Here is a 15,095-nt window from a genome sequence, read left to right as displayed (position 1 = left end):
CTCGGGGCAGCATATATCGTCGTCGCCCGGACGTGGCGCCAAGCGTTGGTCGACCGTATACCACGTTCATATCGCACTCGATACCGCCTCCCCTCCGGCTCTCGGGATGGTTCAGCCAGCGGAACGCGACGTCTTCTCCTCGATGCCCGAACGGGCGGTACGACGACCGAGCTCGGCATAGATGTCCTCGAGCGGAATCCCCCGCGCATGGAGCAGCACCAAGAGATGGTAGAGGAGGTCGGCGCTCTCCGAAACGACGGCTTTGGTATCAGCCCCCACCGCCGCGAGAGCGGTCTCAACCGCCTCCTCGCCGAGCTTCTGGGCGCATTTGGCGACGCCCTTCTCGATCAGCGAACGCGTATAGGAAGGCGGCCCGCCGCCCGCCGCGCGGTCGGCGACGATACTTGCGAGATCATCCAGAGTTACGCGCTTGTCGTCCATTCCGGCTTCCTCAGCTGCGCCGCACCGGCAACCCGGCCTCGGCGAGACGGTCCTTGGCGGCACCGACGGTGAAAGTGCCGAAATGGAAGATCGAGGCGGCCAGCACCGCGCTCGCCTTGCCCTCGCGGATGCCGTCCACGAGATGATCGAGCGTGCCGACGCCACCGGAGGCGATCACCGGCACCGGGACGGCATCGGAAATGGCGCGGGTCAGCTTCAGGTCGAAGCCCTCGCCGGTACCGTCGCGGTCCATGGAGGTGAGCAGGATCTCGCCGGCGCCGAGCGCTACCACTTCGCGGGCGAAATCCACCGCATCGATGCCGGTGCGGTTGCGCCCGCCATGAGTGAAGATTTCCCAGCGGTCCGGGGTGCCAGGCTCCGACACTTTCTTGGCGTCGATGGCGACGACGATGCACTGCTCGCCGAACTTCGCCGCTGCCTCGCGCACGAATTCCCGCCGGTTCACTGCCGCGGTGTTGATCGACACCTTGTCGGCGCCGGCGTTCAGAAGCGCGCGGATATCCTCCACCGTACGCACCCCGCCACCCACCGTGAGCGGCATGAAGCACTGCTCGGCGGTGCGGCTGACGACGTCGATCAGCGTCCCGCGCGCCTCATGGCTGGCCGTGATGTCGAGGAAGCACAACTCGTCGGCACCGGCGGCGTCATAGGCCTTGGCGGCCTCGACCGGATCGCCGGCGTCGCGCAGATCAACGAATTTCACGCCCTTGACGACACGTCCGTCCTTGACGTCGAGACAGGGAATGACGCGGACCTTCAGCATGGATGCCTCGCTCACGCCGATACTCCCGCGACCAGCGCCAGCGCCGCGCGGGGATCGAGCCGCCCGTCATAAAGCGCACGGCCGGTGATGGCGCCTTCGAGCTTCGCGGCGCGCGGCTCGAGCAGCGACCGTACGTCGTCGATGGAGGCGAGTCCGCCGGAAGCGATCACCGGGATCGAGATGGCGTCGGCCAGCGCGAGGGTTGCATCGAGGTTAAGCCCCTTCAGCAGGCCATCGCGGGCGATGTCGGTGTAGATGATGGCCGCGACGCCGGCATCCTCGAATCGCTGCGCCAGTTCAAGCGCACCGAGATCAGAGGTCTCCGCCCAGCCCTCCACCGCCACGCGGCCATCCTTGGCGTCGAGACCGACGGCAACCCGTCCCGGGAAGCGGCGCGCCGCCTCCTTCACGAAGGCCGGGTCGCGCACCGCCGCGGTGCCGAGGATGACACGGGTCACGCCCTTCCCCAGCCATCCCTCGACGCCGGCAAGGTCGCGGATGCCGCCGCCGAGCTGCACCGGCATGGTGACGGCTTCGAGGATGCGCTCCACCGCGCCGGCATTCACCGGCTTGCCGGCGAAGGCGCCGTCGAGATCGACGATATGCAGATAGCGGAAGCCCTGCGCCTCGAACTCGGCCGCCTGCTGGGCCGGATCATGGTTGAACACGGTAGCGCGTGCCATGTCGCCCTGCTGCAGGCGCACACACTTGCCTTCCTTGAGATCGATGGCGGGAAAAAGAATCACGGCGTCCACGTCAGGAAATTGGCGAGAAGGGCGAGGCCGAGGCGCTGGCTCTTCTCGGGATGAAACTGGGTGCCGGCGACATTGTCGCGGGCGACGACCGCGGTGACCTTGCCGCCATAGTCGCTGGTGGCGACGAGTTGCTCGTCCCGCGCCGCGGCGAGATGATAGGAATGCACGAAATAGGCATCGAGCCCCGCTGCACCGGTGGGGATGCCCTCGAGAAGCGGATGCGGACGCCGGACGTCCAGCGAATTCCATCCCATATGCGGAATTTTTAGCGACGGATCGTCCGGCGCGATCTTCACCACGTCGCCGGCGATCCAGCCCAGGCCCGGCGTCACGCCATGCTCCAGCCCGCGCTCGGCCATGAGCTGCAGGCCGACGCAGATTCCGAGGAAGGGCTTGCCCTTGGCGATCACCGCCTCGTTCAACGCCTCGACCATACCGTCGATCGCATCGAGGCCATGCCGGCAATCGGCATAGGCGCCGACACCGGGAAGGACGATGCGCTCGGCCTTTCGCACCTCGTCCGGGTCGCTGCTGACGACAATCTGGGCGCCGGAGCCACCCTCGCGGGCGGCGCGCTCCAGCGCCTTGCCGGCCGAATGCAGATTGCCCGAGCCGTAATCGATCAACACTACCGTATCGCTCATCGGCGCATCGCCTCCGGAAACAGGCCGAGCACGGAGCCCGGTACACCGGGCCCGCCGAGCCGCGCCTCGAAGAAGCGGCGCTCGGCCGCTTCGGCATAATCGGCATTCACCACGCCGGCTTCCTCGAAGCCGAGGCGGGCGAGCTTGAGACGCCGCAGCATCGGCAGTTCCAGCGCCACGAACAGGTTCGGCACCACCAGCACCGCGATGAACCCGTCGCCGAGCTCGAAATTGACATAGGTTGCCAGCAGCGCACCCACGATCACCGCATAGATGACGAAGGCCAGCCACAAGCGGTTCGCCAGCAACACCAGCGGCGCGAAGAACAGCGCCCGCCAAGCAAAAGCCTCGCGCACGAACACCACCCGCTCGGACCAATCGGCCTCACCAGGCAACGCTTCCTCGGGCTCGAACACGGTCCATACCGCCATCGTCGGTCCTCCCAGGCTCAGCCGCCGAGGCTGCCCTTGGTGGAAGGGATCTCGCCGGCCGCTGCCGGATCGATTGCCACCGCCGCCCTGAGCGCCCGCGCCAGCCCCTTGAAGCAGCTCTCGGCGATGTGGTGCGCATTGGCGCCGTACAGCGTCTCCACATGCAAGGTGACGCCGGCATTGATCGCGAAGGCCTGGAAGAACTCGCGCACCAGCTCGGTATCGAACTCGCCGATCTTCGCCACCGCGAACTCGGTGCGGAATACCAGGAACGGCCGGCCGGAAATGTCGAGCGCGACTCGGGTCAGCGTCTCGTCCATCGGCATATAGAGGCTGGCATAACGGGTCATGCCGCGCATATCGCCCAGCGCCTGGCGTACCGCCTGACCGAGCGCGATGCCGACATCCTCCACCGTGTGGTGGAAATCGATGTGCAGGTCGCCCTTCGCCGCGATATCCATGTCGATCCGCGAATGGCGGGCGAGCAGGTCCAGCATGTGGTCGAAAAAGCCCACGCCGGTCGCAATCGTCGCCTTGCCCGTGCCGTCGAGATTCACGGCGAGGCGAATATCTGTTTCCTTGGTGGCGCGGGTGATGGACGCCGTACGCATGATCAGGCTCCCGGAAGAGCCGGCGTCTTAGCAGCATTGCCGGCCGGGCGCCATACAAAGCCGCCCTTGCAGCCAAGAGGCTGGGCACGCTCGCGCTTTGCCGTCATCATCGACTTACGCTTCACCGTTGGTAAGCCATCATGGACCTCGCCGCGCTGCGCTCCCGCGCCCCGCTGTTCCTCGCCGTCTTCATCGACATCTTCTCCTTCGGGCTGATGTATCCGTTGATCGTCGCGCTGTTCGGTGGCGGCTGGGTGGCTGAAGCCTATGCGCCGGCGACCCGCGACGCCCTGCTCTCGCTCGCCTTCGCGCTGTTTCCGATCGGCATGTTCTTCGGCGCCTCGCTGCTCGGCGACCTATCCGACGCACTCGGCCGCCGCAGGACGCTGATGATCTGCATGGGCGGCCTTGCCGCCGGGTATGGACTGATGTGGGGCGGGCTGGAGATCGAGCATCTCTGGCTGTTCTTCCTCGGTCGCCTCACCTGCGGCCTTATGGCCGGCACCGCCCCCATCGCCCAGGCCTCGGTTGTCGATGCGGCACCGGAGAGCGAACGCAGCGCCGCCATGGCGCAGGTGGTATTGGTCAATACGCTCGGCATGGTCGCCGGACCGGCGATCGGCGGCGTGCTCGGGCACTGGGATTTCCGGCTGCCGCTCGGCCTCGCCCTGATTCTGTGCCTCACCACCCTCGCCTTGCTGCGAAGCGCCGATTTCGCGCGCGACAGCGCGCGGCGCGCATTGGCGCTCGACTGGAAGCAGCCGTTCATCCTGCTCAGCCGGATCCGCGATCGCCCGGCGATCGTGCTTCCCGTCAGCGCCTTCTTCCTGTTCCAGCTCGGCTTCCTGATCTACTACACCTTCATTCTCGTCGAGATGCAGGCTTCCTATGGCTTCTCGACCGCCGGCCTCGGCCTGTTCTCCATGGTGATGGGGATTGGCTGCGCGGTATCGTCCGCCTGGGGTTTCGGGCTGCTGCGGGCCCGCTTTTCCAGCGACAGGCCGGTGACACTGATCGGCCTCGCCTTGTGCGGAGTGTTCGTCGCAGCAAGCGCCCTCCCTATTCCGGCCGCAGGACAAGTGACACTCGCCTTTCTGTCCACCTTCACCAACATCTTCGCCTTCATCACGCTGCTGGCCGCCATCTCGTCGGCCGTCGACGAAAGCGAACGCGGCTGGGCGCTAGGCATCGCCAATGCCGGGGTGGCGCTGTCGGTATTCATCGCCGGCCTGTTCACCAGCCTGCTCACCTTGATATCCAGCGACGCCTTCCTGCTGCTCGGCGGACTGATCATCGTCACCGGCCTTGTCCCGGCATGGCGAATGCGCCACGGGGGCTGAGCTTCCGCCGGGTGCGACGTGTTGCGAAACCGCGACTCATAGCTAAGTAAGGGCTCTGTTTCGGAGTCCCTCATGAACACTAGCGGTTTCCCCACCCAGCACTCCCCCGACACCATCTACGGCACCACCATCGTCTCGGTGCGCGACGGCAAGCGCGTCGCCATCGGCGGCGACGGCCAGGTGACGCTCGGGGCGACGGTGATGAAGTCGAACGCCCGCAAGGTGCGGCGGCTCGGCAAGGGCGATGTCATCGGCGGCTTCGCCGGCGCCACCGCCGATGCCTTCACCCTGTTCGAACGGCTGGAAGCCAAGCTGGAACAATATCCCGGCCAGCTGCAACGCGCCGCCGTCGAGCTTGCCAAGGACTGGCGCACCGACCGCTATCTGAGGCGGCTGGAGGCGATGATGATCGTTGCCGACGCCAAGATCACCCTGGTGCTCACCGGCACCGGCGACGTGCTGGAGCCCCAGTACGGCATCGCCGCCATCGGCTCGGGCGGCAACTACGCCCTCGCGGCGGCACGGGCGCTCGCCGATAGCGGCCAGGACCCGGAGGCGATCGTGCGCCGGAGCCTGGAGATCGCCGCCGACATCTGCATCTACACCAACGGCAATCTCACCATCGAGACGCTGGATGTCTGAGCCGCCACCGGCCGGCCATGCCAACCAATGTGCCGGCCGGGCCTCGGAGCCGACCGGATTTCATATCACCGCTCCACGCCCAACCCCGTTCGGCGACGTGCTCCTGAAGAGGCGGAACGCCGAGAGGACCTTGAGCTCATGAATAATTTCTCGCCTCGCGAAATCGTCTCGGAACTCGACCGCTATATCGTCGGCCAGCACAAGGCCAAGCGGGCGGTCGCCATCGCGCTGCGCAACCGCTGGCGGCGCCAGCAGCTGGAAGGCCATCTGCGGGAGGAGGTTCTGCCGAAGAACATCCTGATGATCGGCCCGACCGGCGTCGGCAAGACCGAGATCTCCCGTCGCCTCGCCAAGCTCGCCGGTGCGCCGTTCCTCAAGGTCGAGGCGACCAAGTTCACCGAGGTGGGCTATGTCGGCCGGGATGTCGAGCAGATCGCCCGCGATCTTCTCGAGATCGGCATCGGCCTGGTGCGCGACGCCAAGCGCAAGGAGGTGGAAGCCAAGGCCCACCTCGCCGCCGAGGAGCGGGTACTCGACGCGCTGGTCGGGACCGGTGCCTCGCCGGGTACCCGCGAGAGCTTCCGCAAGAAGCTGCGCGACGGGCTGCTCGACGACAAGGAAGTAGAAGTCGAGATCGCCTCCGGCGGCGGCCAGGGCATGCCGATGTTCGAGATTCCCGGCATGCCGGGGGCGCAGATGGGCGCCATCTCGATCGGCGACATGCTGGGCAAGGCATTCGGCGGCCGCTCCAAGCCGCGCCGCGTCACCGTGAAGGACGCGCATCCGCTGCTGCTGTCGGAAGAGGCCGACAAGCTGATCGATCAGGATGCCATCGTGCAGGAGGCCATCCGCTCGGTGGAGGAGAACGGCATCGTCTTCCTCGACGAGATCGACAAGATCGCCGGCTCGGAGCGCCGCGGCGGCGCCGATGTCAGCCGCGAGGGCGTGCAGCGCGACCTGCTGCCGCTGATCGAGGGCACCACCGTCTCCACCAAGCATGGGCCGGTGAAGACCGACCACATCCTGTTCATCGCCTCAGGCGCCTTCCATGTCTCCAAGCCTTCCGACCTGCTGCCGGAGCTGCAAGGCCGCCTGCCGATCCGCGTCGAGCTGGAGCCGCTCTCGCGCGAGGACTTCAAGCGCATCCTCACCGAAACCGAGGCCAGCCTCGTCAAGCAGTCGGTTGCGCTGATGGGGACCGAGGGCGTCACCCTGGACATCACCGACGACGCGGTGGAGGCGATTGCCGACCTCGCGGTGGAGGTAAACGCCACGGTAGAGAATATCGGCGCCCGCCGGTTGCAGACCGTGATCGAGCGGGTGCTGGACGACCTCTCCTTCACCGCGCCGGATCGTTCCGGCGAGACAGTGACGGTGGACGGGCCCTATGTGCGCGATCGTGTCGGCGATCTCGCCCAGAATGCCGATCTCAGCCGGTTCATCCTGTAAGCCCTTCTCGCAAGTCGGGGCGGCTTCTGCGATGGCCTTGTTGCAAGACCGCCGCTTGTTTCACGTGAATCGGTGAAGCTTTAGCCCGGCCGGCCCAGTATCTTGAGCCGGCCGAGCAATTCCGCCACCGCCTCTTGCGGCAAGGTGGCGATCTCGCGTGCCAGCAGGTTCGCCAGTTCGGTCGCCTCCGGCGTCAGCCCGGCCGTGTCGACCACGACCCGTGGATCCGAGATATCGGCGAGCATGCGCAGCGCTTCCGCCTCGTCCCAGATGACGTTGAAATAGGCCATGATGCGCTGGAGCATCAGCCAGGTCGGCTGGCCGCGCTTGCCGTGCTCCAACGCCGAGAGATAGGCCGCGGAAACGCCGATCTGCTCCGCCATCTGGCTGAGCGTCACCCCACGCTCGGCGCGCATCTCCCGCATGCGACGGCCGAAAGGCGTCATCGACGCACCTCCCGCACCCGGCGCAGGCGCACATAGAGCGCGCCCTCACCGCCATGGCCGCGACTGGCAGTCTCGAAACCGACCACGATGCCACGCAAGGCCGGCTCCGCCAGCCATTGCGGGACCAGGCGACGCAGCACGCCGCGCTCTCCTTCGCCGAACAGCGGGGACAGTCCGCCGTTACCGGCGCCGCCCTTGCCGGTAATCACCAGCACCAGCGCAAGCCCCTGCCCCTGGGCCGAGCGCAGAAACGCGCCAAGCCGGTGATGCGCCGCCGCTTGCGTCAGGCCGTGCAGGTCGAGGCGGGCGTCCACCTCGGCGCCACGCGACAGGCGCCGCCGCAATTTCGGCTCCAGGGGCGCCAGCGGCGGCGGACCGGGCGGACGCGGCGGCAAGGCCGGCTTCGACGGCGCTGCCAGAACGGGAGCGGCCTTCGTCGTCTCCTCCCCCATCAGTTCCGGAAAGCTCGGCTCGGGCGGCGTTGCCGCCGGCGGCTCGGGGCGTAGCCGGCGCACCGAGCGGGTGACGTGTTCCCACAGCTCCCTCTCCTCGGCACCCAGCGCGCGGCGGCGGCGGGAGGTGCGGGGAGGCTGATCGTCGGCGCCACTCATTGACCGGCGATCCACTGCGGTCGGCGGGGCGGACGCGGCATGGGGTGCGGACGGAAGGGATCGATGGCGCGGGGTACCAGCACCGCGAACTGCCCCGGATGCTGGATACGGCCGGCGATCGAGCCCGCCTCGGCGCCGGCGCCGAAGAAGATGTCCGCGCGCGCCGGCCCGACAATTGCCGAACCCGTGTCCTGCGCGATGGTCAGCCTTTGGAAAGGCTGCAACGATCCATCCGCGCCCAAAGGCAGTTCGGCATCGATGAACACCGGCGTCCCATAGACATGAATTCGCTTGTCGACGGCGATGGACCGCTCCGCCACCAGCGGCAGGCCCTGGGCGCCGATGGCGCCGTCCTTGTCGGTGAGTTGGGCGGCGACGCGGAAGAAGACATAGGAATGGTTCTCGCGCATCAGCGCCTTTCCCTCCTTGGGATGGGCGGCGATATAGGCGCGGATGGCATCCATCGACATCTTCTCCCGCGGGACGATGCCCTTCTCCACGAGAATGCGGCCGATCGGCGTGTAGGGCTGACCGTTATGGCCATCATAGTTCAGGCGCAGCAGGCGGCCGTCCGGCAGCCGTACTCGCACCGAGCCCTGGATATGGGCGAAGAAGGCGTCGGACGGATCGCGAATGAAGGCAACCTCGAGCCCCCTGCCTGCCAGCGCACCGTCCTCGATGGCGGCGCGGTCGTAATATGGAACGCGAATGCCGTTCTCCTCGCGAAAGGCCTTACCGCGATTGGCCGGAACGCCATCCTGCGGTGGGGCTTCGAGAATAAGATCGGGCGGCCGGCGGTACAGTGGTGTCGCGTAGTCGTCAGTCCGGGTCAACGAGCCGGCAACCTCCGGCTCGTAATAGCCGGTGAGGAAGCCTTGCGCCGCGGTGAGCGAAGTCACGCGCAGCGGCCGGAACTCGCGCTCGAAGAAGGCTTTCGCCCGCCATTCAGCGGGTTGGGCCGGAAGACGCTCCGCCCGACTGCAAACGCGCTTCAGCGCCGTGAAAACCGGACGCGGCGGTTCGACGAGATCGGTGCCGGCGCGGATTCGGCCGCAACTGCGGCGGAAGGCGGCCAGCGCCTCGCGCGGGTCGTCCTGCCGCCAGCCGGGCAGATCGGCGAAACGCAACGGCTCGACCGCTGCATCGACGAACAGTGGCGGCGCGACGGACGGCACAGCTTTAGCCTGCGCCGTCGGCGAGAGAAGGATCAGCCCTGCTGCGAGCAGGAACCGCAAGGTGGGGGTGAGCGCATGCACACGGCTAGCGTATCAGGAAGCCGCTTCGGTCGCGACGAGCTTCCAGTTGGGGTCGCGGGCGCCGAGATCGCGGGAGAAGGTCCACACATCGGTCACATCAGCCACCAGTTCCGGATCACCATCCACCACCTGGCCGTTGCGGTCGCGCGTCACCGAAATCAGCTGCGACAGGAAGCGCACGGTGATCTGCGCCGTGCGACCCTTCACCGACGCTTCGGTGATGTCGGCCTTCTCGATGCCGACGAAGCGGGTTTCCATCTTCTCCCCGCGGGTCTCCCGCTCGGAAATGGCGGCGGCGAAGCCGTCGAACACGTCCTTGGCGAGGAGGTCCTTCAGCGCCGCACGATCGCCCTCGGCGAAGGCGACGACGATCATCTCATACGCCGCCCGAGCGCCGCTGATGAAATGCTTGGCGTCGAAGTCACGGTCCTGCGCGGCGATGGCATCGAGACCGTTGGCGACCGCCGAGCCGATCTCCGCGACCCCCGCCCAGCGCGGCGGCGGCGGTTCGGAGGCATCGACGGGCTCCACCGGAGCGGGCGGAAGCGTCTGCTCGCCGGTGCGATCGGGGAAATTGATGACCTTGTCCGCACCGGACTCGGCGCCGGCAGGCGCCTTGGCAGCATCGCGACGCGAATAGGGATCATAGGGCGGGCGCTCGCGACCGGTCCTTTGGCCCAGCACGCTGCGCAGCCGGATGAAAATGAAGACGGCCAGCGCCAGGAATATGATCGTGTAGATATCGAACACTTCGCTTTTCGCCGCTGTTCGTCGCCACCGGCGGACCGGAAGCGATGGGTGTGTGACACGGCCGCCCGTAACGATACGGGAAGACGCCCTCAAAGTTATTTACGTAGTCCTAGCGATTTCGCCAGTGTCGTCCCGTCGGAAGCTGACCTAGCGACACCATAATGTGTGCAGGTCCTTATCCGACAATTCGGTGAAAGAGTAGAGCATCACCTGCCTGCGGCAAAGCTGCTCGCCCGCGCCGACCGCTCAAGACGCCCCGTGCCACCCGCCTTGTGACCGGGTGGCAACCGTGTTAGCCACTCTCGCCCTTCAAGCCTGCCGTCAGCACGAACGCCGACGCCGCAGCGCATCCCGCCGACGCGAGGCGCCGCCGGACGGCGGAGCACGGAGACGATAATGGCCGAGAACGACGCTACACCCGCCATGCCGACCCTGCATGTGCTGACCCAGTACATCAAGGATCTTTCCTTCGAGAACCCCGGCGCTCCCGAATCGCTGGCACCGCAGGGCCAGCCGCAGATCGGCATCCAGATCGGCGTGAACGCCCGTCCCGTCCGCGAGGGCGAGTATGAGGTCGAGCTGAAGATCGAAGTGAAGGCGGAGATCCAGAACAAGACGCTCTTTGCGCTGGAACTGCTCTATGCCGGCGTTTTCCGTGCCCAGAACGTGGCGCAGGAGACGGTGCATCCCTTCGTCATGATCGAATGCCCGCGCATGCTGTTCCCCTTTGCGCGCCAGATTGTCGCCGATACCGTGCGCAATGGCGGCTTCCCGCCGCTGATGATCGATCCGGTGGATTTCGTGACACTCTACCGTCAGCGCATGGCGCAGACCCAGCCGAGCAACGTGCTGGCTTCCTGACGCACGGCTGCACCACAGCTCAACGAAAGCGGATCAGTTCGCCTGATCCGCTTTCTGCGTGACGGCGTAGTCGTTCCAGATCGCGGCATCGCCGAGCGTGCGCACAAAGGCGGCATGCGCCGCGGTCTCCGCTTCGGACAGGCGCGGCGCCAATGGCACCGGCCGCACCAGCACGATCGGCTCCAGCCCCTCGACGGTCGATTCCGCGGCGGCTTCGACCACGGTTAGGCCCAGCGCCGTCTGGCGCCCGCCGGCGAGCTCGGCATAGACATCCGCCAGCAATTCGGAATCGAGCAACGCGCCATGCTTGGTGCGGCGCGAACCGTCGATGCCGTAGCGCGCCATCAAGTCGTCAAGACGGTTCGAAGCGCCGGGGTGACGCCGGCGGGCCATTGCCAGCGTGTCGACCACCCGTTCGAAGGTGAGTGGCGGCCGGCCGAGCCGCGACAACTCGGCATTGATGAAACCGATGTCGAACGAGGCGTTGTGGATCACCAGCGGCGCATCGCCGATAAAGGCGAGGAAATCGTCGACCACATGCGCGAACAGCGGCTTGTCGGACAGGAATTCCGCCGACAGCCCGTGCACATTGAACGCCTCGACCGGCATGTCGCGCTCGGGATTTATGTAGACATGGAAGTTCTGCCCGGTCGGGATCCGGTTGAAGATCTCGACGCAGCCAACTTCCACCAGCCGGTCGCCGCGCAGCGGATCGAGGCCGGTGGTTTCGGTATCGAGAACGATCTCGCGCATCGTGTCACTCCTGTGCTGCGGTAAGCCGGCGGACCAGTTCGGCGACATCCTTGCTGGTCGCCTCGACGCTGCTGCCGGTGTCGATGACATAATCGGCACGCCGCCGCTTCTCCGAATCGGGCATCTGCTTGTCGAGAATCGCCCGGAATTTTTCTTCCGTCATGCCCGGCCGCGCCAGAACCCTGGCGCGCTGCACAGCCTGCGGCGCCGAGACCACGACAACGGCCTGAACGCGCTTTTCAGCACCGGTCTCGTAAAGCAGGGGGATGTCGAGCACGGCAAGCGGCGCGTCGTCGAGGCGCGCCTCTTCAAGGAAGCGCTGCTCGCGCTGTCGCACCAGCGGATGCACGATTGCCTCCAGGCGCTTCATTGCTTCGGCGTCGTGCAGCACGCGGGCACCGAGCTTGACCCGATCGATCCGCCCATCGACGGTGACCCCTGGAAACGCCGCCTCTACCGGCGCGACACCCTCACCGGCATAGATGGCGTGCACGACGGCATCGGCATCGTGCACGGGTACGCCGAGCTCGCGGAACAAGCCTGCCGTTGTCGATTTGCCCATGCCGATGGACCCGGTGAGGCCGAGCAGGAACGGCCGCGTCTTCACGGCGGTTGCCATGGTCACGCGAGTTGGCCCTTGACGCGCAGATCCTCCACCGCCAATGCCCGGAGCGCCGGTGTCACCTGCGGCGCCACGCCGAACCAGCGCGCAAAACCCGGAACCGCCTGATGCAGCAGCATGCCGAGCCCGTCCACCGCGGCAAGGCCGCGCGCCCTGGCCGCCCGCAATAGCGGCGTTTCCAGCGGCACATAGACGGCGTCGGTCACCACCGCATCGGGGGAGAGCAGCGACAGGTCGATGTCGAGCGGCGGCTGGCCTTTCATGCCGAGCGAGGTGGTGTTCACCAGCAGCCGCGCGCTCGGCAACGTGCCGGCGAGATCACGCCAATCCACCGGCAACACCTTGTCGCCGAACTGGGCGCGCAGGGCCTCGGCACGGGAAAGCGTACGGTTCGCCACGGTGACGCGGCCAATACCGCGGCCAATCAGGCCGTAGACGATGGCCCGTGCGGCCCCACCGGCTCCCAGCACCACTGCCTCGTCAAGTGCACGGTCCCATTCGGGTGCCGCGGCATCGAGATTGGCAAGGAAGCCGTGCACATCGGTGTTGGCGCCATACAGCCGGCCCTCCTCGAGCCACAGCGTGTTCACCGCGCCAAGCGCTTCGGCGACCGGGTCGCGCTCCACGGCAGCGGCGAAGGCAGCCTCCTTGTGCGGCACGGTGACGTTAGCACCCACGAGGTCGCCGGCCGCGAAATTGGCCAGAAAGCCAGCAATCTCCTCGGGCGGGACATCGCGCCGGTCATAAGTACCGTCGATGCCGTGCTCGGCAATCCAGTAGCCATGGATCAGCGGCGAGCGCGAATGCGCCACCGGATGGCCGATGACGGCGACATGGCGGGTCACAGCAGATCTCCCCGCTCGCGGAGGAAGGCAAGCAGCTGGATAAGCGGCAGGCCGAGGATAACCATGTGATTGCCCGCCACCTTCTCGAACAGATGGATGCCGAGCCCTTCCAGCTGGTAGCCGCCGACACTGGACGACACCGTCGGGCCGGCTTCGGCGAGATAGGCGGCGAGCGACCTCTCGCTCAGCTCGCGCATGGAAAGCAGCGCCGATTCGACGGCGCGAAACACGATCTCGCCATCAAGCGCTACAGCGATGCCGGAATGCAACGCGTGGGTATGACCGGCAAGGCGACGCAGCTGCTGTGCGGCGGCTTCCAGATTGGCCGGTTTGTGGAAACGCTCGTCACCGAGAGCCAAGGTCTGGTCAGCGCCGATGACGAGGCGTCCCGGATGCCGTGCGCTGCCGGCAAGCGCCTTGGCAATGGACAGCTCCAGCGCGATCTTGGCGGGCGACGCGCCTTCCTTGAGCAGCCGCGCCTCGATGCCGCGTTCGTCGACTTCGATACTCACCGTCTCCACCGGCAGTCCTGCCGCGGCCAGCAACGACAGACGGGCGATGCTCTTGGAGGCAAGCACCAGCGCGTCCTTGCCCTGCCATAGCGAATTGGCGTCCCTTGGGTCGCGTTCCAGCATCAGCTTCCAATCTCCGCCAGCCTGCGGCGATGCTCCTGCAGCAACCCGATAATCGCGGCCGCGGTTTCCTCGATCGAGCGGCGCGTGACGTCGATCACCGGCCAGTCGTGGCGCACGCACAGGCGGCGCGAAAACGCGATCTCCTCGGCAACGGAATCGCGGTCGATATAGGAATCGTGCGGCTGGGCGGCATTGAGACCCAGCAGGCGGTTGCGGCGAATCTCGACCACGCGCTCGGCGCTCGCCACCAACCCGACCACCAGCGGACGCTTCAGTTCGGACAGGCCGGGCGGTACCGGAATGTTCGGCACCAGCGGGATATTGGCGGTCTTGATGCCACGATTGGCGAGATAGATGCTGGTCGGCGTCTTTGACGAGCGGGAAATGCCGAGCAGCACCACATCCGCAGCTTCCAGCCCATCCGTGTGCTGGCCATCATCATGCATGACGGTGAAGTTCATGGCGTCGATGCGGCGGAAATACTCGCCGTCGAGCTGGTGCTGGCCGCCGACGCGCGGGGTCGGCGCCCCGCCGAGATAGGCCTGGAACAGCCGCACCACCGGCGCCAGTACCGAGAGCACCGGTATGCCGTTGTCGAGGCAATAGGCCTTCAACCGGTTGCGGAGCTCCGGCTCGGTGAGGGTGTACAGCACGATGCCGGGATATTCGTCGATATCGCTGATCGCCTTGTCGAGCTGCTTGTGGGTGCGTACCAGCGGGTAGATGTGCTCGATCGGCTTGACGCCGCTATATTGCGCGGCAGCAGCACGGGCCACGCTGATCAGCGTCTCGCCGGTCGAATCCGACACGAGATGCAGGTGATAATAGTTCTCGGCCGGTCGAACGCTGTCGGTCACGGAGCCATCCACAGGGCTGTGCATAGTCTGGGAACAAGCCATGCGGTTGGGACGCTGGCAAGGCCCCGCCTGGGGATGACGTGGGATTCCATCCACATCACTGCACCTTGTGGGTGGTTGGAACAGCCGGGAGCGAACTGTGAGGATAAGCCGCGCCGAGGAGATCAACCCCTTGAAATCCCTCGCGCAATCGCTGGCGTGAGAATCGGGGACAACGGCGGACGGCTGGGGGCTGGTTGCCCGATGCCAGGAACACGGCTAATGCCCAGCCACAAACACTGAAGACTCTCATTTAAAGAGATTAATGAAGTATGAAGAGCCAGGTGGACAACGCGCTTCCCCGATCGGTCATCCTTCAGGCT

19 protein-coding genes are annotated in these 15,095 nt (G+C 66.4%); 4 read left to right on the top strand and 15 right to left on the bottom strand.

All coding sequences use genetic code 11. From position 1 onward, the window contains the following. Window positions 1-111: 111 nt before the first annotated feature. From KHC24_RS07710 to hisB, 6 genes are read right to left on the bottom strand one after another with little or no spacing between them, the layout of a single operon-like run. The gene (locus KHC24_RS07710) at window positions 112-441 is read right to left on the bottom strand and encodes a phosphoribosyl-ATP diphosphatase (protein WP_213361853.1); all 330 of its coding nucleotides are present in this window, start codon (window positions 439-441) and stop codon (window positions 112-114) included. Between the two features lie 10 nt (window positions 442-451). Continuing rightward, window positions 452-1,225, bottom strand: a complete 774-nt coding sequence (gene hisF / locus KHC24_RS07705; protein ID WP_213361928.1) for an imidazole glycerol phosphate synthase subunit HisF — start codon at window positions 1,223-1,225, stop codon at window positions 452-454. Window positions 1,226-1,236: 11 nt separating this feature from the next. Further along, window positions 1,237-1,971 (bottom strand): 1-(5-phosphoribosyl)-5-[(5-phosphoribosylamino)methylideneamino]imidazole-4-carboxamide isomerase, encoded by a 735-nt coding sequence (hisA, locus tag KHC24_RS07700; protein WP_213361851.1) that lies wholly within the window; start codon window positions 1,969-1,971, stop codon window positions 1,237-1,239. After that, the gene (hisH, locus tag KHC24_RS07695; protein ID WP_213361849.1) at window positions 1,968-2,624 is read right to left on the bottom strand and encodes an imidazole glycerol phosphate synthase subunit HisH; all 657 of its coding nucleotides are present in this window, start codon (window positions 2,622-2,624) and stop codon (window positions 1,968-1,970) included. Before hisH ends, hisA begins: the two co-directional genes overlap by 4 nt. Beyond that, window positions 2,621-3,055, bottom strand: coding sequence for a DUF2628 domain-containing protein (locus KHC24_RS07690; RefSeq protein WP_213361845.1), 435 nt, complete (start codon window positions 3,053-3,055; stop codon window positions 2,621-2,623). The genes hisH and KHC24_RS07690 overlap by 4 nt, the downstream gene beginning before the upstream one ends. A 17-nt stretch (window positions 3,056-3,072) precedes the next feature. Then, a complete protein-coding gene (hisB, locus tag KHC24_RS07685) occupies window positions 3,073-3,666 on the bottom strand; it encodes an imidazoleglycerol-phosphate dehydratase HisB (RefSeq protein WP_213361844.1) in 594 nt (197 codons plus the stop codon). A 140-nt stretch (window positions 3,667-3,806) separates the two neighbouring features. On the opposite strand from hisB, the gene KHC24_RS07680 reads away from it, so the two are divergent. The 3 genes from KHC24_RS07680 (at window position 3,807) to hslU (ending at window position 7,097) form a co-directional block, all read left to right on the top strand. Beyond that, window positions 3,807-5,006: an MFS transporter gene (locus KHC24_RS07680; RefSeq protein ID WP_213361843.1), complete on the top strand. Its 1,200-nt coding sequence runs from the start codon at window positions 3,807-3,809 to the stop codon at window positions 5,004-5,006. 72 nt (window positions 5,007-5,078) lie between these two features. Then, the gene (gene hslV, locus KHC24_RS07675) at window positions 5,079-5,648 is read left to right on the top strand and encodes an ATP-dependent protease subunit HslV (protein ID WP_213361841.1); all 570 of its coding nucleotides are present in this window, start codon (window positions 5,079-5,081) and stop codon (window positions 5,646-5,648) included. A gap of 138 nt (window positions 5,649-5,786) precedes the next feature. Continuing rightward, window positions 5,787-7,097: an ATP-dependent protease ATPase subunit HslU gene (hslU, locus tag KHC24_RS07670; protein WP_213361839.1), complete on the top strand. Its 1,311-nt coding sequence runs from the start codon at window positions 5,787-5,789 to the stop codon at window positions 7,095-7,097. 80 nt (window positions 7,098-7,177) lie between these two features. On the opposite strand, the gene KHC24_RS07665 is transcribed toward hslU, so the two are convergent. From KHC24_RS07665 to KHC24_RS07650, 4 genes are read right to left on the bottom strand one after another with little or no spacing between them, the layout of a single operon-like run. Next, complete coding sequence (locus tag KHC24_RS07665; protein ID WP_213361836.1) at window positions 7,178-7,543, bottom strand: helix-turn-helix domain-containing protein; 366 nt, start codon at window positions 7,541-7,543, stop codon at window positions 7,178-7,180. Then, window positions 7,540-8,154 carry a Smr/MutS family protein gene (locus KHC24_RS07660; protein WP_213361834.1) on the bottom strand — a complete coding sequence of 205 codons (615 nt, stop codon included), beginning with the start codon at window positions 8,152-8,154 and terminating at the stop codon, window positions 7,540-7,542. Before KHC24_RS07660 ends, KHC24_RS07665 begins: the two co-directional genes overlap by 4 nt. Next, entirely contained in the window at window positions 8,151-9,410 is a 1,260-nt protein-coding gene (gene mltA, locus KHC24_RS07655; protein WP_271180550.1) for a murein transglycosylase A, read from the bottom strand. The genes KHC24_RS07660 and mltA overlap by 4 nt, the downstream gene beginning before the upstream one ends. A gap of 12 nt (window positions 9,411-9,422) precedes the next feature. Then, the gene (locus KHC24_RS07650; RefSeq protein WP_213361832.1) at window positions 9,423-10,160 is read right to left on the bottom strand and encodes a Tim44/TimA family putative adaptor protein; all 738 of its coding nucleotides are present in this window, start codon (window positions 10,158-10,160) and stop codon (window positions 9,423-9,425) included. Window positions 10,161-10,556: 396 nt separating this feature from the next. Between KHC24_RS07650 and secB the strand changes: the two genes are divergently transcribed. Then, the gene (gene secB / locus KHC24_RS07645) at window positions 10,557-11,021 is read left to right on the top strand and encodes a protein-export chaperone SecB (RefSeq protein WP_213361831.1); all 465 of its coding nucleotides are present in this window, start codon (window positions 10,557-10,559) and stop codon (window positions 11,019-11,021) included. Window positions 11,022-11,054: 33 nt separating this feature from the next. Here the strand turns inward: secB and dnaQ are convergent, their stop codons facing one another. The 5 genes from dnaQ to KHC24_RS07620 are packed head-to-tail and all read right to left on the bottom strand — an operon-like array spanning window position 11,055 to window position 14,757. Next, window positions 11,055-11,774 carry a DNA polymerase III subunit epsilon gene (gene dnaQ / locus KHC24_RS07640; protein WP_213361827.1) on the bottom strand — a complete coding sequence of 240 codons (720 nt, stop codon included), beginning with the start codon at window positions 11,772-11,774 and terminating at the stop codon, window positions 11,055-11,057. A 4-nt stretch (window positions 11,775-11,778) separates the two neighbouring features. Then, a complete protein-coding gene (gene coaE, locus KHC24_RS07635) occupies window positions 11,779-12,381 on the bottom strand; it encodes a dephospho-CoA kinase (protein WP_271180549.1) in 603 nt (200 codons plus the stop codon). A 14-nt stretch (window positions 12,382-12,395) separates the two neighbouring features. Beyond that, window positions 12,396-13,241, bottom strand: a complete 846-nt coding sequence (locus KHC24_RS07630) for a shikimate dehydrogenase (protein ID WP_213361825.1) — start codon at window positions 13,239-13,241, stop codon at window positions 12,396-12,398. Then, a complete protein-coding gene (locus tag KHC24_RS07625) occupies window positions 13,238-13,876 on the bottom strand; it encodes a Maf family protein (RefSeq protein WP_213361824.1) in 639 nt (212 codons plus the stop codon). Before KHC24_RS07625 ends, KHC24_RS07630 begins: the two co-directional genes overlap by 4 nt. After that, window positions 13,876-14,757 (bottom strand): pyruvate, water dikinase regulatory protein, encoded by an 882-nt coding sequence (locus tag KHC24_RS07620; RefSeq protein WP_213361821.1) that lies wholly within the window; start codon window positions 14,755-14,757, stop codon window positions 13,876-13,878. The genes KHC24_RS07625 and KHC24_RS07620 overlap by 1 nt, the downstream gene beginning before the upstream one ends. Window positions 14,758-15,095 lie beyond the last annotated feature (338 nt).

The sequence above is a fragment of the Ancylobacter defluvii genome (assembly GCF_018390605.1).
In the GTDB taxonomy this organism is placed as follows: Bacteria; Pseudomonadota; Alphaproteobacteria; order Rhizobiales; family Xanthobacteraceae; genus Ancylobacter; species Ancylobacter defluvii.
Note: the sequence above shows the minus strand (reverse complement) of the source record. Positions and strands in the feature narration are given on the sequence as shown.